At 44.4% G+C, this 24,315-nt stretch carries 24 protein-coding genes and 1 pseudogene; 11 read left to right on the plus strand and 14 right to left on the minus strand.

What is annotated here, in order from left to right; all coding sequences use genetic code 11:
• The first annotated feature begins 26 nt into the window (after nt 1-26).
• The gene (locus tag VXP95_RS13345; RefSeq protein WP_064095784.1) at nt 27-1,148 is read left to right on the plus strand and encodes a PilT/PilU family type 4a pilus ATPase; all 1,122 of its coding nucleotides are present in this window, start codon (nt 27-29) and stop codon (nt 1,146-1,148) included.
• 68 nt (nt 1,149-1,216) lie between these two features.
• Here VXP95_RS13345 and fur read toward each other — a convergent pair whose 3' ends face one another.
• On the minus strand, nt 1,217-1,654 hold the full coding sequence (gene fur / locus VXP95_RS13350; protein WP_005096051.1) for a ferric iron uptake transcriptional regulator: 438 nt from the start codon (nt 1,652-1,654) through the stop codon (nt 1,217-1,219).
• Between the two features lie 112 nt (nt 1,655-1,766).
• Between fur and VXP95_RS13355 the strand changes: the two genes are divergently transcribed.
• Nucleotides 1,767-2,165: an outer membrane protein assembly factor BamE gene (locus VXP95_RS13355; protein ID WP_064095785.1), complete on the plus strand. Its 399-nt coding sequence runs from the start codon at nt 1,767-1,769 to the stop codon at nt 2,163-2,165.
• A 100-nt stretch (nt 2,166-2,265) separates the two neighbouring features.
• On the opposite strand, the gene VXP95_RS13360 is transcribed toward VXP95_RS13355, so the two are convergent.
• The 9 genes from VXP95_RS13360 to VXP95_RS13400 all read right to left on the minus strand — a co-directional run bounded on the left by VXP95_RS13360 (nt 2,266) and on the right by VXP95_RS13400 (nt 11,591).
• On the minus strand, nt 2,266-2,598 hold the full coding sequence (locus VXP95_RS13360) for an RnfH family protein (RefSeq protein WP_416681234.1): 333 nt from the start codon (nt 2,596-2,598) through the stop codon (nt 2,266-2,268).
• On the minus strand, nt 2,598-3,677 hold the full coding sequence (locus VXP95_RS13365) for a hypothetical protein (RefSeq protein ID WP_416681232.1): 1,080 nt from the start codon (nt 3,675-3,677) through the stop codon (nt 2,598-2,600). Before VXP95_RS13365 ends, VXP95_RS13360 begins: the two co-directional genes overlap by 1 nt.
• A 143-nt stretch (nt 3,678-3,820) precedes the next feature.
• Nucleotides 3,821-4,276, minus strand: a complete 456-nt coding sequence (locus tag VXP95_RS13370; protein ID WP_064095788.1) for a bacteriohemerythrin — start codon at nt 4,274-4,276, stop codon at nt 3,821-3,823.
• Between the two features lie 272 nt (nt 4,277-4,548).
• Complete coding sequence (locus tag VXP95_RS13375) at nt 4,549-5,397, minus strand: class II glutamine amidotransferase (RefSeq protein WP_064095789.1); 849 nt, start codon at nt 5,395-5,397, stop codon at nt 4,549-4,551.
• A 132-nt stretch (nt 5,398-5,529) separates the two neighbouring features.
• Nucleotides 5,530-6,438: an acetylglutamate kinase gene (argB, locus tag VXP95_RS13380; protein ID WP_064095790.1), complete on the minus strand. Its 909-nt coding sequence runs from the start codon at nt 6,436-6,438 to the stop codon at nt 5,530-5,532.
• Nucleotides 6,439-6,448: 10 nt separating this feature from the next.
• Complete coding sequence (locus VXP95_RS13385) at nt 6,449-7,867, minus strand: phosphomannomutase/phosphoglucomutase (protein ID WP_416681231.1); 1,419 nt, start codon at nt 7,865-7,867, stop codon at nt 6,449-6,451.
• A 383-nt stretch (nt 7,868-8,250) separates the two neighbouring features.
• Nucleotides 8,251-8,703 carry a dUTP diphosphatase gene (gene dut / locus VXP95_RS13390; protein ID WP_416681229.1) on the minus strand — a complete coding sequence of 151 codons (453 nt, stop codon included), beginning with the start codon at nt 8,701-8,703 and terminating at the stop codon, nt 8,251-8,253.
• 47 nt (nt 8,704-8,750) lie between these two features.
• Nucleotides 8,751-10,790, minus strand: coding sequence for a UvrD-helicase domain-containing protein (locus VXP95_RS13395; RefSeq protein WP_004730583.1), 2,040 nt, complete (start codon nt 10,788-10,790; stop codon nt 8,751-8,753).
• 147 nt (nt 10,791-10,937) lie between these two features.
• On the minus strand, nt 10,938-11,591 hold the full coding sequence (locus tag VXP95_RS13400; RefSeq protein ID WP_064095793.1) for an OmpA family protein: 654 nt from the start codon (nt 11,589-11,591) through the stop codon (nt 10,938-10,940).
• 252 nt (nt 11,592-11,843) lie between these two features.
• Between VXP95_RS13400 and VXP95_RS13405 the strand changes: the two genes are divergently transcribed.
• The 6 genes from VXP95_RS13405 (at nt 11,844) to VXP95_RS13430 (ending at nt 16,477) form a co-directional block, all read left to right on the plus strand.
• Nucleotides 11,844-12,785 (plus strand): acyltransferase, encoded by a 942-nt coding sequence (locus VXP95_RS13405; protein WP_064101636.1) that lies wholly within the window; start codon nt 11,844-11,846, stop codon nt 12,783-12,785.
• Between the two features lie 2 nt (nt 12,786-12,787).
• Nucleotides 12,788-13,852: a hypothetical protein gene (locus tag VXP95_RS13410; protein ID WP_064101637.1), complete on the plus strand. Its 1,065-nt coding sequence runs from the start codon at nt 12,788-12,790 to the stop codon at nt 13,850-13,852.
• A gap of 159 nt (nt 13,853-14,011) precedes the next feature.
• Entirely contained in the window at nt 14,012-14,725 is a 714-nt protein-coding gene (gene minC / locus VXP95_RS13415) for a septum site-determining protein MinC (protein WP_064095796.1), read from the plus strand.
• A gap of 66 nt (nt 14,726-14,791) precedes the next feature.
• Nucleotides 14,792-15,604, plus strand: coding sequence for a septum site-determining protein MinD (gene minD, locus VXP95_RS13420; RefSeq protein WP_064095797.1), 813 nt, complete (start codon nt 14,792-14,794; stop codon nt 15,602-15,604).
• Between the two features lie 2 nt (nt 15,605-15,606).
• Nucleotides 15,607-15,879 (plus strand): cell division topological specificity factor MinE, encoded by a 273-nt coding sequence (gene minE / locus VXP95_RS13425; protein ID WP_005096032.1) that lies wholly within the window; start codon nt 15,607-15,609, stop codon nt 15,877-15,879.
• A 310-nt stretch (nt 15,880-16,189) separates the two neighbouring features.
• A complete protein-coding gene (locus tag VXP95_RS13430; RefSeq protein ID WP_064095798.1) occupies nt 16,190-16,477 on the plus strand; it encodes a PA4642 family protein in 288 nt (95 codons plus the stop codon).
• 59 nt (nt 16,478-16,536) lie between these two features.
• Here VXP95_RS13430 and VXP95_RS13435 read toward each other — a convergent pair whose 3' ends face one another.
• A complete protein-coding gene (locus VXP95_RS13435; protein ID WP_416706111.1) occupies nt 16,537-19,599 on the minus strand; it encodes a DNA translocase FtsK in 3,063 nt (1,020 codons plus the stop codon).
• A gap of 249 nt (nt 19,600-19,848) precedes the next feature.
• On the opposite strand from VXP95_RS13435, the gene trxB reads away from it, so the two are divergent.
• The 3 genes from trxB to VXP95_RS13450 all read left to right on the plus strand — a co-directional run bounded on the left by trxB (nt 19,849) and on the right by VXP95_RS13450 (nt 22,462).
• The gene (gene trxB / locus VXP95_RS13440) at nt 19,849-20,811 is read left to right on the plus strand and encodes a thioredoxin-disulfide reductase (protein ID WP_416681222.1); all 963 of its coding nucleotides are present in this window, start codon (nt 19,849-19,851) and stop codon (nt 20,809-20,811) included.
• An 82-nt stretch (nt 20,812-20,893) separates the two neighbouring features.
• Nucleotides 20,894-21,625, plus strand: coding sequence for a leucyl/phenylalanyl-tRNA--protein transferase (gene aat, locus VXP95_RS13445; RefSeq protein ID WP_064095801.1), 732 nt, complete (start codon nt 20,894-20,896; stop codon nt 21,623-21,625).
• Between the two features lie 21 nt (nt 21,626-21,646).
• Complete coding sequence (locus VXP95_RS13450) at nt 21,647-22,462, plus strand: arginyltransferase (protein WP_416712207.1); 816 nt, start codon at nt 21,647-21,649, stop codon at nt 22,460-22,462.
• Nucleotides 22,463-22,477: 15 nt separating this feature from the next.
• Here VXP95_RS13450 and rimI read toward each other — a convergent pair whose 3' ends face one another.
• From rimI to VXP95_RS13465, 3 genes and pseudogenes are all read right to left on the minus strand, one after another.
• Nucleotides 22,478-22,936: a ribosomal protein S18-alanine N-acetyltransferase gene (gene rimI / locus VXP95_RS13455; protein ID WP_064101642.1), complete on the minus strand. Its 459-nt coding sequence runs from the start codon at nt 22,934-22,936 to the stop codon at nt 22,478-22,480.
• A gap of 105 nt (nt 22,937-23,041) precedes the next feature.
• A complete protein-coding gene (locus VXP95_RS13460) occupies nt 23,042-23,923 on the minus strand; it encodes a metal-dependent hydrolase (protein WP_416712208.1) in 882 nt (293 codons plus the stop codon).
• Nucleotides 23,924-24,144: 221 nt separating this feature from the next.
• Nucleotides 24,145-24,315, minus strand: a pseudogene (locus tag VXP95_RS13465) (elongation factor Tu); the annotation flags it as partial.

A 24,315-nucleotide genomic window follows, 5' to 3' on the forward strand; every position in this document is an offset into this window, starting at 1 on the left:
AAAATTCATTTTATTGGGGTTTTATCATGGACTTTAACGGCTTACTCAACTACATGGTAGAGAAAAAGGCCTCGGATCTGTTCATCACAGCCGATGTCGAACCCTCTATCAAAATTAACGGTCAAATTCTACCCATTGGTTCGGTGAAATTGCCGGGGCCGGCTGTGGGGCAACTGCTGAACTCGATTATGAGCGAAAAGCAGCGTAAGGAATTTGCCGAAACGCGTGAATGTAACTTCGCGATCAGCAATCCGGACAAGTCCGCACGTTTCCGTGTCAGTGCTTTCCAGCAGCGTGATGAACCGGGGATGGTGCTGCGCCGGATTGAAACTGTTATTCCCACGATGGATGAACTCAAGTTACCGCCAATTCTGAAAGAACTGGCAATGACCAAACGTGGCATCATTATTTTTGTCGGGGCAACCGGTACCGGTAAATCAACCTCGCTGGCATCTTTGGTCGGTTATCGCAATGAAAATTCCAAAGGTCATATCATTACCATTGAAGATCCGATCGAGTTTGTGCATCAGCATAAAGGCTGTATTATTACTCAGCGCGAAGTCGGTATTGATACGGATTCATTTGAAATTGCTCTGAAAAATACCTTGCGTCAGGCACCAGACGTGATTCTGATTGGTGAGATTCGTTCCCGCGAGACCATGGACTATGCCATTGCCTTTGCTGAAACCGGCCATCTGGTATTTGCCACGCTACACGCCAACAATGCCAACCAGGCGATTGACCGGATTATTCACTTCTTTGAAGCAGACCGGCATAACCAGCTGTTTATGGATCTGTCTTTGAATATGAAAGCCATTGTGGCGCAGCAACTGATCCCAACCATCGATGGCAATGGCCGCCGTGCTGCGATTGAGATTCTGATTAACTCACCACTGATTGCCGACCTGATCCGTAAAGGTGATGTGCATGAGATCAAGGACCTGATGAAGCGTTCCCGTGAACTGGGCATGCAGACTTTCGATCAGGCGCTGTATGATCTGTATAAAGCCAAACAGATCAGCTATAAAGATGCGCTGAAACATGCGGACTCACCCAACGACCTGCGTCTGCAAATCAAGCTCTCAGAAGAAGGTGGCAGCCACTTATTACGTGCGCATTCCAATATTACTTTTGATGGTCAGAGCTAATGATCGTAAAGGCATAAAAAAACAGGCTTCTCATGAAGCCTGTTTTTTTGTTTGAACCAGCGCTCAAATTATTTTTTACGGAAAACTTCCTGACAGGCAGGCGCATCGCAGTAGCCATACAGATTCAGTGAGTGACCAGTTAATTCAAATCCAAATTTCTCAGCAACGTCATGCTGCTCTTTTTCAATCGTATCATTAATAAATTCAACAACTTTGCTGCAATTTAAACATACCAGGTGATCGTGGTGATCTTCCTGCATAATTTCAAAAACTGAATGATTATTTTCAAAATTATGGCGTTCGATGATACCCGCGGCTTCAAACTGCGTTAACACACGATACACAGTTGCTAAACCTACATCTTCACCCTGATCGAGTAAAGTCTTGTAAATATCTTCCGCACTTAAATGATGTTGTCTTGAATTTTCTAGTAATTCTAATATTTTAATTCGTGGAAGGGTAACTTTCAGTCCAGCTTTTCGTAAATCTTGGTTTGAAATAGTCATGTAAAAAGGTCTCTCAACAAAATCAAAGTTGGAATATGCAACAAAGTTTAGATGCAGTATGATCTATCCTTGGATCAAATGCATCATAATTAATTTGGGATAGTTTAGCAAAATGCAAAAAATCATGCTGACGTTATTCGTCACTTCATTGCTCGTCGGCTGTTCGACATTAGGTGTTTATAAAGTAGATATTCCACAAGGAACTCCCTTAACCAAGGCACAAGCCGCTAAAATTCAGGTGGGAATGAGTCATCAACAGGTGCGTTTCTTACTGGGCAGTCCAACAGTAAGTGATCCCCTGAATCCTTTACGTTGGGACTACATCTATAACTATACCCCAGGGACCTATGCGAAAAAAGCCAAGATCCCGGCGGCCCAAGGCCAGCATTTGAAAATCTACTTTAACCAGTCTGGGATCGTGGAACGCATTGAAGGTCTGGAAACGATTCCGGAATCTCAACCCGGTTTACCAGGATCAAAAGAAGCAATTTTAAATGCTCCGCCACTATAACCGGTTCCTTATAAAAAAGCCCCTGAATCATCAGGGGCTTTTTTGATTAAGTTGATTGATTGAGCAGATCATGGAGTACACTGTTCTTTACAACAGCTTTTCACTCGGAAGACGGTTTCAGCTTTCTTAAAAGATTACCTCTGGCATAACGTCCTACCGGATTTCTCTCGGCACGTTTACGCCGGATATCTTTGGGATTAATGGTCAGTGGCCGGTATATTTCTACCCGATCCCCTGCTACCAGTGGTTGCTGATGAGCCTGCAAACGCACGCCAAAGATGCCCAAAGATAACGGTTCAGGCAAGTCGACCTGCTCACGGATTCCACTTTGCTCAATCGCATCCAGTGCCGTCATGCCGGGCTGAAATGGCACAGCCAGATGAAACTGCTGTTGCGGCGTCGCATACGCCACCCAGATCATCGCCTCACTCATTAGACGAATTGTCCTAGAACAGCGGCTATTGCCAGAATAATCCCAACTGGCAACACTACACGTACTGCAATACGCCAAATGTTATAAAACGCTTCAGAGCTGAAATTCATCGATTTGCGCAAATGACTGATCTTCATAATCCAGCCGGCAAACAGTGCATAAATCAGACAAATCACCAGCCCCCAGACGAGTAAGACCACATTGAAAATTGGGCTTAGATTTGGAATAACCCAGATCAGCGTGACTACAGCGACAATTGCCCATTGCACTACAGGATGAAGCTGACGTTGCTGTAGCTGTTCACGTGCCATTTGCAGCATTAATGCAGCAGCCGCCACTATGGCGGTGACCAAAGTAAATGCAGGAATTTGCGCTTGTACTGCGAAGAAGGCAAATGCAATAACAGCAACTAACTGCGCAACCCAGATCGGCAATACCGTTTTGCTGGCGATATCCTGTTGTCGCACAGTGTTCAGGCTAGATTGCCAGTACAAGCCCATGCCCAGACCACTTGCAACCAGTGCCAATACCGTTGCATTTCCCCATTCAGAAAACTCAACTGGCGTAACTTGCCATGCAGGTAGCGCAGTTCCCATTACATTTGCCAAGATCAAAGATGCCAGCACTCCAATCGTGGTGATTACTAACAGAATTTGACGCGGTAGCAGTGACAGGGCTAGCGACACGATTGCCAATCCACTTAACAAAAGATTTGGTGCAAGATCAAGGGCAGCCACTGCCAGAACATTACTGGCATTGTTCAGCATTGCACCTGCCAAAAACGGAATAAAAATCACACTTAACCAACCGACAATACGCCATTTCTGTGACGCATCAGCTTCACGGGTCAGCGACGACAGCGCCTGTAATGGCGTCGTTTTGGAGCGTTTGGCCAAAGCAATTTCCAAGTAGCAGACTGGAAGCGCCAGAATCAGCATGGTGGCTAACCAGAGCATCCAGAAATCCAGCTGACGTTCAATCTGTATACCGGTTATCGGTGCGAGTGTCGCGATGATAATAAACGATAGACAGAAAGCCATCAGCGGCGATAACCATTTTGACATAGCATTGTCCTGCATGATGCATTCCTATAAAAATCTAGCGCTATTTTGCCTTGTGAAGCAGTGAAAATCAAAAACAAAAAGCAAACCATCATGAGGATGATTTGCCACGCCAAATTTATAATTAAATTTTAATTCTTTTTATTTGCTGAAATTTTTTATTATGAGAAAAACCGGGCGAACCAGTTTTTACCTTTTTTCTGTTCTTTTTCTTTAATGATACCCATCATATTTTCTTTGACTGCACCCACATAATCGGCATCATCATGCTGAATATGGTTAATGAGCCATTTCGATAATACTTCATGCAGTTCATTTTCAATTGACTGCCCTAGTTCAAAACGGTCACGATAAGATTCAATTTTCTTAATAAACAGATCATGCACACGTTTATGCGGCACCCGGTATTTATACCCGGCTTCTTCCTGAAGAGATTCTTCAAAGGTAAAATGTGACTGGGTATAATCAATAATATTGTCAAGAATCTGTTTAATACGGGCACGTTCGGTATTTGCATCGATTCCATCAATTTCGTTGATATAATCGAGAATTCGTTTGTGCTGATCGTCAATCACATCGATACCAGTATTATAATCTGGGACCCATTTCATTTTCATACGACCACCTAGAAATATTAAGGACTTATAACGTGAAAATGAGCATATAGCTTATTGATTCAAATAAAAATGAAGCAAATTAGTCGGCTTTCAGCCCAAAGCCGGTATTTTCATTTTAAGTTTCTGTTATATATAGTTAAAAATAATTTATCTTGAGTAAAAAGCTAAGATATTAATTAACCAAAAATGAGTGTTAAACCATTATTTATTCTTAAATTTTTCTCTATTTTTTAATATAAAAACGGAGTTTAAACTCCGTCTTGATGCAATTTTTAATATTGGTCAGCGCGCGTGATGCGTTTTAGGGAAGGATCCAGCCGTTCACGTTCCAAACGTTCGACATGCGTCACTTGAGAACGCACTTTCGCCCCATGTTGAAACAGGATCATTTCACCGGGCTGAAAGGCTGTCCATTCTTCATTCTGGGTCAAAGGTTCAGTAGTAATGACTGCCACACGGTCTTCACGTGTGGTGACCTGACTAAAGTCTACTTCGACATCAATATCGATGAGCTGCGCCGGTCTAAACGGGTATTCACGTACCAGCCAGTGGAGTTTGGTAATCGCATAGCTAAATAGCGCCTGACCATTCGACAGGCAGAAATTAAAGGTACCATGTTCCGCGATTCCAGGTGAAATTTCGGCCAGCAGATCAAAAACCTGATCCAGTTTTGGTTCATGATAGCCAAAACGTTTCACTAACTGGTCCAGCAGATAGCAAAAAGCCCGCTCGCTATCCGTATTCCCTACTGGAGTGAAACGTCCACTTAGTGCGGGGAAATAATCATGCAAATCACCATTATGAGCAAAAATCCATTGCCGGCCCCAGAGTTCGCGGCTAAAAGGATGGGAATTTTCCAGATTGATTTTACCTTGCGTGGCTTTGCGGATATGCGCAATCACATTGCGGGATTTAATCGGATAATTACGTACCAGTTCAGCAATCGGAGATTCAACCGCCGACTGGTTATCAACAAACAGACGGCAGGCTTTATCTTCAAAGAAAGCTATCCCGAAACCATCGGCATGATCAGAGGTAATGCCTGCCCGCTGGGAAAACCCGCGAAAAGAAAAAGTAATATCTGTTGGCGTAGCACAATTCATTCCGAGCAGTTGGCACATGGTCTGATTTCAGCTCTTTATTTCACTTAGAAGCTTATTGTGCATGACTGTCCCTGCCATTTCAAATAGCTGGCTATAAGAAATCCAAATAAAAAAGAGCCTGCATAGAGACTCTTTTTCACAAAAAATCGATTATGAACGATGCGGATTTACACGGTTGGTAATAAGGGTACCAACACCATGATCAGTGAAAATTTCCAGCAAACTTGCATGCGGTACACGGCCATCGACGATATGTGCGCTCACCACCCCACCTTTTACGGCATCTAGGGCACAACCCACTTTCGGAATCATGCCGCCATAAATCACGCCGGTTTCAATCAGACGATCAACTTCCTGAGTGGTCAAGCCCGTCAGCAGATTTTTATTTTCATCCAGAACACCCGTGATATTGGTCAGCAGAATCAGTTTTTCTGCACCCAAAGCTTCAGCGACTTTACCAGCGACCAGATCGGCATTGATGTTATAAGTATTGCCTGCTTCGTCCACACCCAGCGGAGCAATGACAGGAATAAAATCACTACTGGTAAACATTTCCAGAACATCGGTCTTTACACCAACAACTTCACCGACCAGACCCAGATCAATTTGCTGAACCGAACCATCTTCAGCCACTTTTTCCATCAGCAGTTTTTGTGCACGGATCAGGTTACCATCTTTACCGGTAAGACCAATGGCGCGGCCACCATGCTGGTTGATCAGGTTCACGATAGATTTGTTGACGCTACCGCCAAGTACCATCTCGACCACTTCCATGGTCGCCGGATCTGTCACACGCATTCCGTCGATACGGTCAGATTCACGGCCCAGCTGTTTCAGCATGGAATCGACTTGCGGACCACCACCATGCACCACGATCGGATTAATACCGACTGTTTTCAATAATACGATATCACGTGCAAATGAACTTTCCAGCTCAGGATCGGTCATCGCATTACCGCCGTATTTTACCACCAGGGTTTTACCCGCAAAGCGTTGAATATACGGCAAAGCTTCTGTCAAAATCTGTGCTTTGTCGATGCCTGTTTGTTGATTTGGCATTCGCCTCTCCTTATTGAGCATCTAAAATGTCTTGAGCGATCTCTGGATAACGGTCACGCAACATGGCTACAAACAGATGACGAATCTCATTCAGAGCTTGGGCATTATTGGCATCAAAGCGCACCGTGAAATACTCACCTGTATTGGATGCTCGAATGATGCCAAAACCATCCTCAAAATCAAGACGTATGCCATCAATTTTACTGATTTGCGCATTAATTCTTTCAGATTGCTGCTCAACGAAGTTTAAAAGTTCAACAGGAGGCACGTGATGTGTGGAAATATAAAGATCTTCAGTACCATGACGTTTTGGATAAGCTGCCAAGGCCTGTGCCAGAGTTTGTCCCGTTTGGTCTAGATACTCCATGACTCTGAGCGCTGCATAGAGTCCATCATCATAGCCCCAGCCACGACCATCATTAAATACATAATGCCCGGCATATTCACCACCAAAAATCGCCTGCTGCTGAGATTGCGCCAGATAAGTCCGCAAGAAGGAACTACCTGTACGGATCATCACCGCTTCGCCACCCAGACGTTGCACCGTATCTCGAACCAGAGTCGAACATTTCACATCATAAACAAATTGGCGTGGCACCGAATCATTCAGGCAGATTTCGGCAAACAGGCATAACAACTGATCAGCTGTAATAATCTGACCCTGCTCATCGATCAGAACCAGGCGATCGCCATCACCATCCAAGGCAATACCGAGGTCAGCCTGCTGGTGCATGACAGTTTGGCGTAAGGTTTCAAGATGTTTGTCTTGTGAAGGATCCGGCGCATGATCCGGAAAATGTCCATTGGCTTCACAACGTAAAGCAATTACTTCACAGCCCATTTTTCTGAGTACCAGATTGGCACAACGCCCAGCTGAGCCATGCAAGCCATCCAGCACTACTTTAAACGGTCGCTTTAATTGAATATCTTGTAATATTACCTGCTGATACTGGAGACAAAACTCTGGAATAATCAGATGTGGCTGTTCCGGCAATGTCAGCAACTGCTGACTACAGTGAGGTTCTGCCAGCTGCGCCACCTGCTGAATCAGATCAGGACAGGGCGGCTCACCACAGATGATCCATTTAATTCCATTATCTTCTTTAGGATTATGACTGGCAGTGACCATAATGCCATTGCCATCGAACTGACGTGCAGTGAAATACAGCATTGGGCTGGAGCAACAGCCGATAATAGTAGCCTCAAGTGAATAATCTTTAAAAATACGCGCGATAATGTCTGCAAAAGCTGGACTGCTGAGCCGTGCATCATAACCAATGGCGACACGCACCTGTCCCGCAGCCCGATATTGCTGTGCCAAACCGTGGGCAATTGCATCAATAATTCCCGCACCCAACACACTGGCTTTACCGCGTATGTCATAAGCACGAAAAATATGTAAAGGGAGAGGATGTTTCAGGGATCCCATAAACTATTCTTTTCACAATTGGTTAGTATCAGGAGATATAAAATGATGGTTTCATCATAATGACTTTAAACATTTGTTTTTGTTTTAAGACTAGCCATTTTTAAACGATTTCAATGTAACAATCAATTATAAAAATATAATCAACAACTTTAGAAGTATAGGATTCTTGTAATCAAATAGCGATTATTTACTTATATTTATTTTAAATATCGCCTTATTCAAACGCTAATTTATATAAATTTAAATAAATCTATCTGACCATAAAATAGACTTGAATGTTTAAATGCATATTAATCAGTCCATTCATTAATATTTTCTCAACAACATAAAAATGACTTACATCATATTTAAAGAATGTAAGTCATTTAAGTCACTATTAAAACTTAGTTTTTACCAGTATGACCAAAACCGCCAGCACCACGTTCGGTTGCTTCAAATTCATTCACCAGGTCAAATTCAGCTTGTACTACCGGCACCAGCACGTACTGTGCCAAACGCTCACCCGGCTCTAAGCTAAAGGCAGTCTGGCTACGGTTCCAAACCGACACCATCAACTCACCCTGATAATCAGAATCAATTAAACCCACCAGGTTACCCAGCACAATCCCGTGTTTATGGCCCAAACCCGAACGAGGCAAAATCAAGCCAGCAAATGCAGGATCTTCAATATAGATGGCTAGACCAGTTTTTACCAAAATCGTTTGGCCTGGTTCAATGATCGTAGTTTCTGCAACACACGCACGTAAATCCAGCCCTGCTGAACCCGTCGTAGCATAAGTGGGTAATGGCCATTCCTGACCGAGACGCGAGTCAAGGACTTTCACCTGAACTTTCATTTATTCATTCCTGTTGTTTCATTTAAAATAAGTGACAGCGCTGCACCTTATCGTTTGATGAGGTTGCGCAAATTATCCAGATAATGCTGTGCCTGTAATTTTGGATCGATGTTGCCAGCCAGCTTTTTCTTGCGACCTAACCATTCCAGCTCATCTTCCGGCAATTCATCCAGGAAACGGCTTGGGGTCATCTGCTTCATCTGCCCGCCTGCCTTGCGCTGTTCTGCCAGAGTAATGGTCAGTCCCTGACGTGCACGGGTAATCCCCACATACATCAGACGGCGTTCCTCTTCGACCGTTTCAGCAGCAATCGAGTTTTTATGTGGCAGAATTTCTTCTTCCAGCCCGATTAAATAGACATAAGGAAATTCTAGACCTTTGGACGCATGCAAGGTCAGCAGGTTGACCTTATCGGTGTCCTCTTCTTCCTGTTGCTGCTCGAGCATATCCAGCAGCACCATTTTACGAATCACACTTTCAATATTTTTTTCATCAACATCTTCAGCGCGGTTAATCAGGCTCTGAATGCTACTGTAGAGCACCTCGATATTGTCGAGCTTGGTTTTTTCCTGTGCCGGCGTAGCTGCAGTTTCCTTGATGTAATCGATATAACCGGCTTCAATCATCATCTGGCGGATGATCGGTACCGGTTCATCATCATCCAGTAAATTGCGGGTAAAGCCCTCAATAAAATCGGCAAATTCGGCCAATTGAGTCGTGGCCTTTTTCGGAATCGCCATGGTCAGACGCTGATCCGCTGCTGCAGCCAGCAAGGACAGGTTGTTTTCCTGAGCAAATAATCCAAGTTTTTCCAGCGTTACCGGACCAATCGCCCGTTTTGGGGTATTGATAATTCGCAGGAATGCGCTGTCGTCTTCAGGGTTAATGATGAGGCGCAAATAACTCATCATGTCCTTGATTTCGGCACGTGCGAAGAAGGACTGTCCGCCAGATAATTTATACGGAATCTGCATCTGACGTAGATGGGTTTCCAAAATACGCGCCTGGAAATTACCGCGGTACAACACCGCATAATCTTTCCAGCTTTTACCGTTCATCAATTTATGCGTGATCAGGTCTTTGACCACGCGTTCTGCTTCGTCATCATCATTGCGGCAGGTAATCACACGGATCACTTCGCCATGGCCTTTGTCCGACCAGAGCTTTTTATCAAAAATATGCGGATTATTGCCAATGACCGTGTTGGCTGCTTTGAGAATACGACTGGTTGAACGATAGTTCTGTTCCAGCTTGATCACTTTCAGATTCGGGAAATCCTGCTGCAACAAAGCCATATTTTCCGGTTTAGCCCCACGCCAGGCATAAATCGACTGGTCATCATCACCTACGGCAGTGAACTGTCCCATCACGCCAACCAGTAATTTCACCAGAATATACTGTGCTGTGTTGGTATCCTGATATTCATCCACCAGCAGATAACGTACGCGGTTTTGCCATTTGTCACGGACTTCGGCATTTTCCTGTAGCAGGCGCGTTGGCATCACAATCAGGTCATCAAAATCTACTGCATTATAAGCACGCAAATTGCGCTCATAGAGCTGATATAGATGCGCAAACTGGACATCTTCGGCCGTTTCACAGGTGGTGTGCGCCTGCTCGGGTGGAATGAGATCATTTTTCCAGTCCGAGATCATTTTCATGGCTTTGGCAATCAGTTCTTTGCTTTCCGCACCGGACAAATTATCACGCTGCATCAAATCCATCAGAATGCGCTTGCAGTCATCTGCATCCAGAATCGAGAAATTATTTTTAAGTGGGGTATGTTTCAACTCCAGGCGCAGCATATTCAGGCCAAAGGTATGAAAGGTCGAAACTGAAACGCCTTTACTTTCTTCACGCGTCAACAATTTGCTGACCCGTTCTTTCATCTCACGCGCTGCCTTGTTGGTAAAGGTCATCGCAGTAATACGATGTGCGGGAATCCCACAATGCTTGACTAAATACGCGATTTTTCGCGTGATCACTGAAGTCTTGCCTGAACCCGCTCCTGCAAGTACTAACAAGGGTCCTTGAGTGTATTTCATGGCTTCAAGTTGCTTGTCATTTAACTGACTGGCGAGTGACATACGGCTTCCTCTTCTAGATTCGGCTCCGATTATAGTCATCTCTGTAGCACTTTGCCTAATGCAAATTACGTTTTTAATGGTCAAGGTTCTGGCACAAAAAAACCACCCGAAGGTGGTTTTTTAATTCGCCGTTCAATCCATAAAGAATTATTGGATTGCGTAAATGCTTAGCTCAACACGACGGTTTTGCTCACGGCCTTGTGGAGTCGCATTAGATGCGATTGGATCCGCTGAACCAAGTCCTTGCGCATTAATGCGTGTAGGTGAAATGCCCTGAGCAATCAGGTAGTTTGCAACAGCTTGTGCGCGTGCCTGAGACAACGGGATATTGATTGAGTCATTACCAGTGCTGTCTGTATAGCCAGTCACCAGGATACCGCTCTTGGTGTCTTCAGTCAGCGTTTGTGCAACCTTGTTTAAAGTTGAGTAGAAATTCGGTTTGATATTCGATTTATTGGTATCAAACGTAATATTACCTGGCATGATCAGGCCAACAGAGCCGTCTGGATTACGGTTAACTTCTACACCAGTACCCGCCATTTGCTGACGTAATTTTTTCTCTTTGTTATCTAGATAAACACCCGTTGCACCACCCAAGACTGCACCAATAGCAGCAGCACGGTTGTTTTGACGGCTAGTATTCGCATTGCCTTTAGAAATACCGTATCCTGCTGCTGCACCAATCAAGGTACCTAAAGCAGTTTTGTCATACTCAACACCACCCAGGTTATTCCCTGTTGATTGACAACCTGTAAGCGCTACTGCCCCTGCTACAGCTGCTGAAATTACTAGTGCACGCATTGCATGCCTCCTTTTGTATGCTTTGTTGTATAAGCGAGATAATGGATGAAATAGAATGGGATCACCATTGAATTTTTGTTAATAATAAATCGTTTAGTAATATTTTGTAATGTTTATATGTAACTATTTCAAGGTACTTCATCACAATATCTTCATAGTTTCCTATTCAGACTTTTTTATTTGCTCAACTGTCTCTATATTACTCAAAATATGAAAAAATTTAAGCGATTAATCTCGGGGGACTGATCTGATATGTCATCGAATAGCAACAAGCAACCGACGTTAAAAAAACTGGCACGTGGCCTGACGGTCACTTCAGTCATGACCGGCAGTACTTTTTTTCATGGTCCCCCGGTGCTGGCTTTGGGCTTAACTAAACTTTTTAAAAAATCCGCAAAAGTAGATGAAACCAATATCAAAATTACTAATAGCTGGTTAGGGGTCAACAACTGGCTGATTGAACATGTGCTGAAAAATACGCAATGGCAAATTAGCGTAGATGAATCACTGGATTTGAATATGCAGGGCCGCTATTTGATGACCTGTAATCATCAAAGCTGGGTGGATACGACCGTTAATCAATACTTTGGCGTATCCCGTATGCCCCTGACGCGTTTCTTTACCAAATGGGAACTTATTTTTATTCCTTTTGTTGGTCAGGCCTTTAAAATTTTGGGCTTCCCGATGATGAAACGACATAGCAAGGAACAGATTGCCAAAAATCCTGCGCTGAAATCCCGGGATATGGAAGAGGCACGTAAATCTTGTGAACAGCTGATCAGTCAGCCGTTTACCTTGTTAAATTATCTGGAAGGCACCCGCTTTACCCAGGAAAAGCATGATCAGCAGCAATCTCCTTATACCTATTTACTGAAGCCTAAGGCCGGTGGTCTGGCATTGGCACTCAGTATTCTTGGCGATAAAATTGATGCGCTGGTCGATATGACCATTGTTTATCCTGACGGCATTCCAGGTTATGGTGAATTCTGGTTAGGTGAAGTGCCACGTATTGCGGTAAATTTAAGAAAAATTGATATTCCTGACTGGGTGCTCGGTGGCAATTATGAAGATGATGCTGAATACCGCGCACGTTTCCAGAAATGGATAGATCAGATCTGGACTGAAAAAGATCAGCTCATCGCACAAATGCAGCAGAACTTTGCCCAAGCCCCGATCGGATCTGTAACCGAGTAATTATGAACAACGACAACCCAGACATTACCTCCAGCTCATTTAAATTTGTTCGTAAAGGAACCTGGGGCTGGAAAATTGCACTGATTTACGACATTTTCATGATGGTTTTAATTATCATCAACCTGTTCTGTCTCAGTGCCAATGCCATTTTAATGAGCGATTTTGGTCACTGGTTGTTTGACTTCATTCGTTTACCTGAAATATTGCAGTTTTATAAAACTGAATTACGCCCTTGGGTCATCATTACCGAGGGCTGGTTTACCACTTTTTTGATCTGTGAATTACTGGCACGCTGGGTCATTGCGATTGTCCTGCGTCATCACCGACGCTGGTGGTTCTTCCCTTTTGTGCACTGGTATGAAATTTTAGCCATTCTCCCGCAGTTGCGTTTTCTGCGTCTGCTGCGTGCAGTGGCGATTGGCTATAACCTGCATAGCCATGGTTATAAAGTGATTCCCGCTCGCTGGTACCGCCAGGGCAATTTTTATTACAACATGCTGATGGAAGAGCTTTCCAGCCGGGTGGTCCTGACCGTACTGGACGGTATCAAGCGTGAACTGACCACAAGCACATCACATAAACAGTTAATTGATGATTTGGTGGAACATCACCGTAAATTACTGGCCATTGCCTTGGCAGATATCTTGCAGGAGTCTTTAGGCAAGGAACTACAGTCACAACGTTCCATGATCGCTAAAAATGTTGGACAAGTAGTGAATCAGGCGATTGAAGAAACTCCAGAACTTACTCAGCTGCTGCGTCTGATTCCAATTGTGGGCAGCCGGATTGAACAGCAAATTCAAAGTATTGGTCAACGCCTGGGCGAAAATATTACTCAGGGCCTGATTGAGCCGTTTACCCATACAGGTACAAAAGAAAATCCGACTTTTACCCTAATTTCAGATAAAATCAGCCAGATACAGATTGAACATAATCCACATATTGATAAATTGGTTGAATCGGCTGTTTTTGAAACACTTGAAGCAATCCGAAAACAGGTAAAAGTCAAACAGTGGCAGCAGATTCTAGAAGAACATGAGCAAAATCAGAGCTCAATAGATAAGTAAATTTTAAAGTACAGAATCGGATCAATCCGTCCGGTTCTGTTCGCATAAAAAAATAACTGAGATCGCTAGAGAATTACTGCAATTTGTTCTAGGATTTGCACTATTTACAACATTGCTTCGACACAAAACCAGCACGTCAGAAGTATTTAAGGAAGAATTATGGCTGATATACGGATAAAAGGCAGAATGGTCAATGCGATACGCATTAGCCTAGATACCAATGATCATGATGCAATCCGCCAGCAACTTAGCCCAAAATTACAAGCAGCATTTCCACCCGGCACTTTGGCAGTCATTGAAAGTTCAGTTGAACAGGAACTCATTGCATTAATCCAGCTGTTAATCAGTCTGGATGTACAGCCTATGGCCGTAACTGAAGGCTTACTTGGCGATCAGGCGCGTGCCATTCAGTTCCCGGTACTGCCACCTGACCGCCAGCTAGAAGAAATTAAAGCCACCAAAGAGCAGGTCGTGGAAGTTAAGCCAGAACCTGCTGCAGAGGATAATGAGCAAACATCTGCGCCTCCAATCGTTGCCCACATCACCTCATACCATGATGAAATTCTGCGTACCGGTCAATGTATTGTGCAACATAATGGCGACATTATTCTCAATGCCGGTCTTAACAGCGGTTCAGAAATCATTGCATCGGGTAACATCCATGTCTATGGCAGTGCCCGCGGTCGCCTGATTGCGGGTGCTGGCGGTAATACTGCAGCACGCATTTTCTGCCATAACCTCGAAGCAGAACTAATCTCGATTGCAGGAACCTATTGTGTGGCGGATGACATTCCACCTCATGTGGTTAAAAAATCAGTGCATATTTACTTGAATGATCAACTAGAGCTTGTATTTGAAGCTCTACAATTTTAATGTATAAATAAACACCAAAAACCCCATTTTAAACAGGGGATTTGAACCATAACAGGAGTGGATTCGGTGGCGAAAATTGTTGTCGTAACGTCAGGCAAAGGTGGTGTAGGTAAAACTACAACAAGTGCATCTTTTGCAACAGGTTTAGCCCTACGTGGTCACAAAACTGTTGTTATTGATTTTGATGTAGGTTTACGTAACCTTGATTTGATTATGGGCTGTGAACGCCGTGTAGTTTATGATTTTGTGAATGTTTTAAATAACGAAGCACGATTACAACAAGCACTGATTCGCGATAAAGATATTGAAAACTTATATATTTTACCTGCTTCCCAAACACGTGATAAAGATGCCTTAACCGATGAAGGTGTGGCACGCGTAATGGATGAGCTTTCGCAGGAATTTGACTATATTATTTGTGATTCACCTGCCGGTATCGAGCGTGGTGCTATTTTGGCCATGTACCATGCTGACGAAGCGATCATTGTGACCAACCCTGAAATTTCTTCAGTACGTGACTCTGACCGTATCATTGGCATGCTCGATAGCAAAACAAAAAAAGTAGAACAAAACGAAGGTCGCATTCGTAAGCACCTGTGTATTACCCGTTTCAATCCGGAACGTGCCGATAAACAGGAAATGTTGACCATTGATGATATTTCTAAGGATATTTTACGTGTACCAACCTTAGGCGTTATTCCTGAGTGTCCAAGCGTTTTACAGGCATCGAATGAAGGTAAGCCAGTGATTAATTTCACTGAAGCTGCAGCTGGTCAGGCCTATGATGACCTGGTTGCGCGCTTCCTTGGAGAAGAGCGTCCTTACCGTCATATCGAGGTGAAACCTAAGGGCTGGTTAGCACGACTATTTGGAGCGTAGACATGGCAGGATTCTGGAGTAAACTTTTTAGTGGCGAGGATAAACCATCAAGTGCACGGACTGCTAAAGACCGTTTGAAGGTCATCGTTGCATCCGAACAAGGCTTGGGTCGTCGTTTGAGCCAAGACAAAATTGACCAGATGAAGACTGAAATCATGCAGGTGGTCAATCGTTATGTCCGCGGTGTCGATGAGCAGCATATTCAAATGTCGGTACGTTCGGAAGCCAATATTGAAATGCTTGAAATGAATATCAATTTACCTGAAGAACGATAATCTGATTTTTGATTGGTCAAGCAAATTGATTCAAGGCAAAATATGAGCCTGAACAAAGCACTGCTTTGTTCAGGCTCAAGACGAGAAGCTTTGCTGCGAGTAAGCTAGATATACCAAGTATTATTTTACCCGGCCGCAAGGCGAGAAACTTGCTTCGAGTAGGCTGGTCATAAAGCTCTGCTTTACCCAGTCGCAAGACGAGTAACGAGACTTCGCCTAGACAACGTCGTTTTAAAGACATTGTCACTTGCGTACTCATATTTTGCCTTTTTTCATGCCGAAAAAACTACATTAGATCAAGGAAATTGCGATGGCATTATCTCAACCAGCAACTTTTAACGAAGAATGGTCAGATGAGCGTGTATTTGCCTACCTGAACCAGCTTCCTCCTGCAGGTGTTAATGCGGATTTTCATGTGCTGTATCATGCTTTCAAACATATGCGTCCATTCGATTATGAACGCCTGTTGACGAAATTTGTTGCTGATGGCCGCAATGTCAATGCAACCAATCCGGAAGGCCAACGCATTCATGACGTGATTGCCACCTACCCACGTCAAAGTGCCGAGTTTCTGGATGTCTTGGCAAAGTTTGCCTGAGTCAAAAATACATAAAAAAGCCTGCTTTCAAAGCAGGCTTTTTTATTGAAGCTAGACTACTAAACCAGAATCTCGCGTTTGCCATTAGCACCCATACCACTGACAATGCCGTTTTCTTCCATCTGGTCGATGATCCGTGCAGCACGGTTATAGCCCAGACTGAATTTACGTTGCAAGGATGAAGTAGAAGCCTTACGGGTTTCCAAAACAAAAGCAACACACTGGTCATACAGCGCATCGCGGTCTGATCCACCGTCGCCACCGTCTTCAAAACCACGGCTCGATGGCTCTTCATCAAATGGCGTCAGGATCTCGTCGACATAATTTGGTGAACCACGTTCACGCCATGCATCACAGATCCGGTTGACTTCGTCATCGGCAATAAAAGCGCCATGCACACGCTCAGGTTCGATTTTACCCGGACCCAAGAACAGCATGTCACCGTGACCGAGCAAGTCTTCTGCACCACCCGCATCCAGAATAGTACGCGAGTCGATCTTGGAGTTAACCCGCAATGCGACACGTGTTGGAATATTGGCTTTGATCAAACCGGTGATTACATCTACTGAGGGACGCTGGGTCGCAAGCAGCAAATGAATACCGGCCGCACGTGATTTTTGTGCCAGACGGGTAATCATTTCTTCGGCTTTTTTACCCACCTGCATGATCATATCCGCGAACTCATCCGCGACAATCACAATAGAAGGCAACGGCGTCAAACGCGGCGCACGCTCACCCACAACAGAATCGCTAGCTTTCCAGGTTGGATCGATCAGGTCTTCACCATTGGCAATCGCCTCTTCCACCTTGCGGTTATAGTCGCTCAGTTTACGGATTTTCAGGAAAGACATCAGCTTATAACGACGTTCCATCTCATTGACACACCAGTTCAATGCGCTGACCGCATCTTTCATATCGGTGACTACAGGCGTCAACAAATGTGGAATATCATTATAGTTTGCCAGTTCCAGCTGCTTTGGATCGATCAGAATGAGACGCAATTCATCTGGGGTATATTTCAGCAACATCGATAGAATCATCGAGTTGACCGCCACCGATTTACCGGAACCTGTGGTCCCTGCCACCAGCATATGCGGCGCTTTACCCAGATCAGCAATTACCGGATTACCGGAAATATCCTTACCCATTGCCATAGAGAGAATACTATTCGGATCAGTAAAGGCGGGAATGGTCAAAAGTTCGATTAAACGGACCATTTCACGGGTACTGTTTGGTACTTCAATTCCGATATACGGCTTGCCTGGAATGACTTCAACCACACGCACCGATGCCATCGACATCGAACGTGCCAGATCACGCGAAATATTCGTCACTTTAGAAGCTTTTACCCCTGGCGCCAGATCTAGTTCAAAACGTGTCACGACTGGACCTGGCTGTGCTTCTACCACCTTGGCTTTGACGTTGAATTCTTGTAACTTGATTTCAAGAAGTTCAGATAAACGTGCCAGCTGCTCTTCGGTAAAATTCACTTTTTTATTTGGATCGACTTCATCCAGTAAATCCAGACCTGGAAGCGGTGATAAATCTTTACGGCGCTCTGCCACCTGCATGGCACGTGACATCGGACGTCCTGATGCATCAGTTAAAGGCGCATCAAAATCAAACTCGTCTTCATCCTGTGGCTTGCCAGCAGTTTCATGCCAGGCTTCAATAAAATCTTCTTTGGATAATGCTTCCCGGACTGCAGCATTGCTGGCCGAAGTGGCAGATTTAGCCTGCTCTATACCCTGATGCTGAATCGGGGCCTGTACAAAAGCAGAAGATTGCGCATAACTCGATGCACGTACCGGTTGCCTTGGTTCATCTTCCTCAATCAGCAAATCACCCAGGTCATCCAGATCGGCCTGTAATGCGCTATTTTTCACCCCATGTGCCGTTGCCATAGCAGCCATAGCCGGAGCAACATTTACCATATCCTCTACAATTCTTGAGGTCTTTTCAGCCGTTACCGGATTGAATGGGCTATGCACATCCGTCGCTGTCTTGCCCTGTGGAACCGCAGCCAGAAGCTCGTCAAAGATTTCATCATCATCCCAGTCCAGGCCTGTATGTGGCGCAGATGTGGTTCTGGTTTGAGAAGGCGCCTGCGCTGAAACAGCTTGTTCTGCAGCTAAAGGCGATACAGAAGAGTTAAGCTGTTCCTCTTCGGCTGCTTTGAGTAAGGCATCAATATCCTGTTTATGGCGCTGATCCTCAGTAGAATGTAAGGCACGCCATATCTGCCCTGTTGCTACCACACGATCAGACTGTGGTGGCTCTTGCTGTGCTTTTTTAAATGTTTCGACTGGCTCCTCAGCAACCTGCTGCACATTTTCAGGAATATCGTCATCGAACCGGGATTGCTGGGATTCTTTATCGGCAAAATCATCAAATAGACGTTCAGCCACCTGATCACGCACTACCGGATCTATTTCTACCAGTTGATGCTCAGGCGCAGGCGTGACTGCAACCGCTACTTTTTTCGTAGTATTGACTGGCTCTTTTTTTGCAACAGGTGCAGTACGGTCAAAGTCAGACATGCCTTCAGGCACATTGCGGTAAAACAGGTCTTGTAAATAAGCAGGCGTTGCTTTCAGGCTGCTCCAGGTCTTGTTCCACTTCACCCCAAACGCCAAGGTAAATAACACTACCCAAAGCACCAGCAGGAAGAATGCTGCACCATATACTGTCAGCAGTTGTTCCAGACTCTGACCTAATTCATAGCCAATTATACCGCCGGAAGAATTATCCAGCGTATCAGCAGGCACTTGCCAGAATAAAAACAGCAATGCTGAGGTGGTCAGTAACAGGAAGAATTGGGCAGCATAGCGAAATGGCCGGTTCAGGAAGCTGCGCGGCCACCAGACCTGAATTGCTTCCATAAACAGATAGACAGGAATCAGCAGACTCGCCCAACCGAGAAAGCCAAACAAAAGGTCTGCAATCCAGGCACCCGCAACCCCACTCGCATTCGAAACGGTTTGTGTATCACTGGAAATGTGCATCCATCCCGGATCAAATGGCGTATAGGTCACTGTTGCAAGAAACAGATAAATCCCAAATGAGACTAAAAATAATGTCATTATTAAGCGCTGTGCATAGGCACTCGACACCGCTGTCATATACTGTCCTGTAACCAATTCTTCATGAATATTCTTTTGCTTTAATACTTAAAAAAAGCGACGCAATAATCTATATATTATGCACCTGTTCTATAAAAAAAGATGCACTATTGTGCAAGCACAATGTTACTTATGCTATATAGCCCAAATCGATTTCAATGATCAATAATATCGACTTTAATCTCACACCACTGTTATACAGTTTCACGTATAATTCAATAAATTTCTAAATAAAAAAGGATACAGCTGATGAGCGCACGTCACTCACGACTGATTATTTTAGGTTCTGGTCCTGCAGGCTATAGTGCAGCAGTCTATGCAGCGCGGGCAAACTTGAAACCTACCCTGATTGCAGGTTTGCAACTGGGCGGTCAGCTTACCACGACAACAGAAGTAGATAACTGGCCGGGTGATCCTGAAGGCCTAACCGGTCCAGCCTTGATGGAACGTATGCAGGCCCATGCAGAGCGCTTTGGCACTGAAATCGTATATGACCATATCAATGAAGTGGATCTTAGCCAGCGCCCGTTCGTATTAAAAGGTGATATGGAAGAGTTTACTTGTGATGCCCTGATCATCTGTACCGGCGCAACTGCCCAATACCTCGGCCTGGAATCTGAAGCCGCCTTTATGGGTCAAGGTGTCAGCGCTTGCGCGACCTGTGATGGTTTCTTCTATAAAAACCAGAAAGTGATGGTCGTAGGTGGTGGTAATACAGCTGTGGAGGAAGCGTTGTATTTATCTAATATTGCCTCTCACGTAACCCTGGTTCACCGCCGCGACTCATTACGTTCTGAAAAAATCTTGCAAGAGCATTTATTTGCTAAAGAAAAAGAAGGCAAGATCAGTATTATCTGGAATCATCAGGTCGATGAAGTCCTGGGCGATGCACAATCCGGCGTAACCTCAGTGCGTATTAAGTCAACCCTGGATGGCTCGACTCAAAATGTCGACGTGACCGGCATGTTTGTCGCAATTGGTCATAAGCCAAATAGCAGCATGTTTGAAGGCCAGTTAGAGCTTCGTGACGGTTATATCCAAGTGCAAAGCGGTACAGCAGGCAATGCAACACAAACTTCTGTACCAGGTGTATTTGCAGCTGGTGACATTGCTGACAGTATTTACCGTCAGGCCATTACTTCTGCAGGTTCAGGCTGTATGGCTGCGCTGGACGCAGATAAATATCTTGATGCGATGGGCAAACTGGACTAAGCAGCAACTATAAAAAGCCGTCCATCTTGGGCGGTTTTTTTATGTATGATAAAAATAGCCTATTTAAAGATCGGATTTTTGCATGCATCTCCTTCCTCCTTCACAGTATATATTTCCCAATCCGCTCGAGGTTGATCCTGAAGGTGAAGGCCTGATTTGTATTGGTGCAGACCTCTCCCCTTCCACACTTTTTGAAGCCTATACGCATGGTTTATTTCCATGGTTTTCAGAAGGTGATCCGATTTGCTGGTGGAGTCCGGAACCGCGTTGCATTATTCGCCCCGAAGATTACCATCCAAGCAAATCCCTGCTACGCAATATGAAAAAGCAGGATTATAAAATTACAGTCAACCATGCTTTTGAAAGGGTAATCCGTTGCTGCTCCCTGCCTCGTGCTTATGCTGAAGATACCTGGATCAGTGAAGATATCATCGCAGGCTATTGCGACATGTTTGAAGCAGGATACGGCTATAGCATTGAGGTCTGGGATGAAAATCGCATCGTAGGTGGACTTTATGGTGTGACCATCGGTCAGGGCTGTTTTGGTGAGTCCATGTTTAGTACACAAACTGATGTTTCTAAAATGGCTTTCTACACTTTAATGTTGATTGGGCAAGAAAATAAGCTGCCCTGGATTGACTGCCAACTGGTCAATGATCATCTGTTAAGTCTGGGTGCCTGTACACTTTCTCGCCAAGCCTATCTTAATTCGTTACAAGATATCGTAAAAAAGCCGGCGATTGATTGGAAAAAGTATCAGGAAGGTGTATTTTCAAGTAAAACAATAGCGCAAAACGCGCGATTAAGTGAATGAAAATAACAGAGGGTAGTTGTTATGAACTCTTATCAGCCCAAGGCCCTACTGAACGATTTACAGTATTATATTACGCCGCCGCATGATTGCAGCTATCTGCCCAATAAGTCGGCGCGCATGGTTTTTCTGGATCCTGCACATCGTATTGATGTGGTGACTTTATCTGAGCTGTCGCGTACCGGTTTCCGCCGCAGTGGTGATTTCGTCTATCGCCCTGAATGCCATCTTTGCCGTCAATGCCTGTCTTCGCGCGTACCTGTTATTGAATTTCGCATGAACAGTTCACAAAAAAAAGCCTGGAAACGTAATCAAGATCTGGTGATGAAAATTACCACTCCAGAGCAGGCGGGTGATTTACATTATGCATTGTATGAACGCTACATAAACGAACGTCACGCAGATGGCGACATGTTCCCTCCGACTCGCGATCAGTTTGAAAAATTTTTATTGCAAAGCTGTACTGATAGCTTCTTTCTGGAATTATGGCAGGATCAGCGTTTAATCAGCGTTTCCACCTGCGACCTGCTGGATGATGGCATTTCGGCCGTTTATACTTTCTTTGACCCAAATGAAAATCGCCGTTCAGTGGGTGCATTTGCAATCTTGAAACAGATTGAACATGCACAAAAGCTTGGTTTGAAATTTGTTTATCTGGGCTACTGGGTTCCACATTCAGCCAAGATGAACTACAAATCCCAATACCTGCCGCTTGAATTACTGATCGATGGACAATGGCGACGCTTAAATCATGCCTTGAGTGCCACAGAGATTCAGCATTTGGGACACTCATTAATGACGACCTTACCTAGCGGATGGAATCACCAGATTATTAAATAAGATGGTCCGTCTCTCTTATTTAAACAGGCTGGCAAAATCATCCGTACATGCCTTGACCATAATGATGGCATGTTCACGACTGCCATTGGCATTTGGATAATAGTTCTTGCGCAGATCAATCTGATGAAAGCCTGATTTTTCATATAGCTTGATCGCAGCCTGATTACTCTCGCGTACTTCCAGGAAAATCTGCACCGGATTATTTTTCAGCATCGCCACTGACGCCTCCAGCAACTGATAGCCCAGGCCCTGGCCCTGTTGTGCCGGATCAATCGCCATCAGCAATAAATTGGCTTCATCCAGCACCGGTTGTAAAATACAAAATCCGGCTACCTGCCCTTGCACTTCAATCACGGTACTTTGATAAGCAGTCACTGCATCCTGAAACTGCTTTAAGGTCCAAGGATGTGATTGGACCAATCTTTCAATTTTTACAACGGCCTCTACATCCGCTGCTTGCATCAAACGAATCATCTTCGTTCATCTTATATAGATTCAACCTCCGCATTATAGAAACTTCATAAAAAAAATCGAGCAAAAAAAAGAGCGATTCCTGTCGCTCTTCACTCTTCATCTTTATTAAATACCCAATTTTGCTTTCCAGCCCGCCAGCAGTTGATCTGTATAATGATCATTCGGATGGAATCCCGGTTTAAAATACATCAGCATTTCCTTAGCCATGCCGGTAATGATGCCTTTGGAAGGACTATAGGCATAGCTATAAATGGCCTTCAAGGATTCAAGATTGAGCTGCTGATCCTGTTTGAGTAATCGTGCAAGGAAATAGCTTTGCACCACAAATAAGGTGGCCATTGCGATGACCAAGGAAGACGTACGCAGTGCATATGCTTTTAAGCCTTTGCCAAAAACCCCCTCAAAGACATCATAAGCGACTGCCTTATGTTCATTTTCTTCGACTGCATGCCATAACCACATGGTTTTCATGGTCTCATCTGTCATCAGTTCCTGAATATGGCTATTGGTTAACAGCTGTGAGGCGATGGTTGCGGTAAAGTGTTCAAGTGCTGTTGTCGCGGTTAAATCTATCATTTCCTGGCTAATACCCACAGGTTTAGCCAACTTTGCCATGAACTTTCGCGTTGTTTGAATGACTTTATCGGTGTAATGATCAAGCGTATCGACATCATGACCATACTTTTGCGCAGAAGCATTAAAGCCGATATGCTCGTGAGTATGCATCGCTTCCTGACCAATGAAGGCGGAAATTTCTTTTTGTAAGGCTTCATTGTGGGCAATCGAAGGATGTTTACGCACCGCGCGGACTGAATCTATAAAAAACTTTTCACCTGCTGGAAACAGTGCAGATAATGCCGTCATAAAATGAGTAAGACCGGCTGAACCATTCATCCAGTATTCTGGTACAGCATCAAAATCGAAGTTCATGCGACGAACTGGAAAACTTGCACCCGCACGATTGGTAATATTTACTTTAGCGTTCATGTGACTACTCCCATCAAGCCCGTCCAGGCCTGAAAATGTAATATTCATATTCTTATCTGTATATTACGTGGGATTTTTTTTTACATAAGCGCTGTTTAGGTCAGGCCAATATCAGTTAAGGACAGCTTTAAATAAATTTGTCAGACAATTTATTTTTGGTTTTATAAAAATAAGAATTAAAAAAAGCGCCCCAAAGGAGCGCTTTTTTTTCAATCAAGTGATTATGCAGTTACTTTAGAAACTACACCAGCACCAACCGTACGGCCGCCTTCACGGATCGCAAAACGTAGACCTGGGTCCATTGCGATCGGGTGGATTAGCTCTACTGACATCTCAACGTTGTCACCAGGCATAACCATTTCCACGCCTTCTTTAAGCGAGATCGCACCAGT

Origin of the sequence: Acinetobacter sp. 226, from assembly GCF_048147925.1 — a bacterium.
GTDB classification, from domain to species: domain Bacteria; phylum Pseudomonadota; class Gammaproteobacteria; order Pseudomonadales; family Moraxellaceae; genus Acinetobacter; species Acinetobacter pecorum.

Bases quoted from the DNA above. Each gene is read 5' to 3' on its own strand.
- dut (WP_416681229.1), bottom strand. From the start codon at position 8,703: ATGAAAGTTCAGGTGAAAGTCCTTGACTCGCGTCTCGGTCAGGAATGG.
- minC (WP_064095796.1), top strand. From the start codon at position 14,012: ATGGCTGATATACGGATAAAAGGCAGAATGGTCAATGCGATACGCATT.
- VXP95_RS13345 (WP_064095784.1), top strand. From the start codon at position 27: ATGGACTTTAACGGCTTACTCAACTACATGGTAGAGAAAAAGGCCTCG.
- VXP95_RS13375 (WP_064095789.1), bottom strand. From the start codon at position 5,397: ATGTGCCAACTGCTCGGAATGAATTGTGCTACGCCAACAGATATTACT.
- argB (WP_064095790.1), bottom strand. From the start codon at position 6,438: ATGCCAAATCAACAAACAGGCATCGACAAAGCACAGATTTTGACAGAA.
- VXP95_RS13435 (WP_416706111.1), bottom strand. From the start codon at position 19,599: ATGACAGCGGTGTCGAGTGCCTATGCACAGCGCTTAATAATGACATTA.
- VXP95_RS13365 (WP_416681232.1), bottom strand. From the start codon at position 3,677: ATGCAGGACAATGCTATGTCAAAATGGTTATCGCCGCTGATGGCTTTC.
- VXP95_RS13400 (WP_064095793.1), bottom strand. From the start codon at position 11,591: ATGCGTGCACTAGTAATTTCAGCAGCTGTAGCAGGGGCAGTAGCGCTT.
- VXP95_RS13405 (WP_064101636.1), top strand. From the start codon at position 11,844: ATGTCATCGAATAGCAACAAGCAACCGACGTTAAAAAAACTGGCACGT.
- minE (WP_005096032.1), top strand. From the start codon at position 15,607: ATGGCAGGATTCTGGAGTAAACTTTTTAGTGGCGAGGATAAACCATCA.
- VXP95_RS13395 (WP_004730583.1), bottom strand. From the start codon at position 10,790: ATGTCACTCGCCAGTCAGTTAAATGACAAGCAACTTGAAGCCATGAAA.
- rimI (WP_064101642.1), bottom strand. From the start codon at position 22,936: ATGATTCGTTTGATGCAAGCAGCGGATGTAGAGGCCGTTGTAAAAATT.
- fur (WP_005096051.1), bottom strand. From the start codon at position 1,654: ATGACTATTTCAAACCAAGATTTACGAAAAGCTGGACTGAAAGTTACC.
- VXP95_RS13385 (WP_416681231.1), bottom strand. From the start codon at position 7,867: ATGGGATCCCTGAAACATCCTCTCCCTTTACATATTTTTCGTGCTTAT.
- VXP95_RS13430 (WP_064095798.1), top strand. From the start codon at position 16,190: ATGGCATTATCTCAACCAGCAACTTTTAACGAAGAATGGTCAGATGAG.
- aat (WP_064095801.1), top strand. From the start codon at position 20,894: ATGCATCTCCTTCCTCCTTCACAGTATATATTTCCCAATCCGCTCGAG.
- VXP95_RS13450 (WP_416712207.1), top strand. From the start codon at position 21,647: ATGAACTCTTATCAGCCCAAGGCCCTACTGAACGATTTACAGTATTAT.
- VXP95_RS13460 (WP_416712208.1), bottom strand. From the start codon at position 23,923: ATGAACGCTAAAGTAAATATTACCAATCGTGCGGGTGCAAGTTTTCCA.
- VXP95_RS13360 (WP_416681234.1), bottom strand. From the start codon at position 2,598: ATGAGTGAGGCGATGATCTGGGTGGCGTATGCGACGCCGCAACAGCAG.
- trxB (WP_416681222.1), top strand. From the start codon at position 19,849: ATGAGCGCACGTCACTCACGACTGATTATTTTAGGTTCTGGTCCTGCA.
- VXP95_RS13410 (WP_064101637.1), top strand. From the start codon at position 12,788: ATGAACAACGACAACCCAGACATTACCTCCAGCTCATTTAAATTTGTT.
- VXP95_RS13355 (WP_064095785.1), top strand. From the start codon at position 1,767: ATGCAAAAAATCATGCTGACGTTATTCGTCACTTCATTGCTCGTCGGC.
- VXP95_RS13370 (WP_064095788.1), bottom strand. From the start codon at position 4,276: ATGAAAATGAAATGGGTCCCAGATTATAATACTGGTATCGATGTGATT.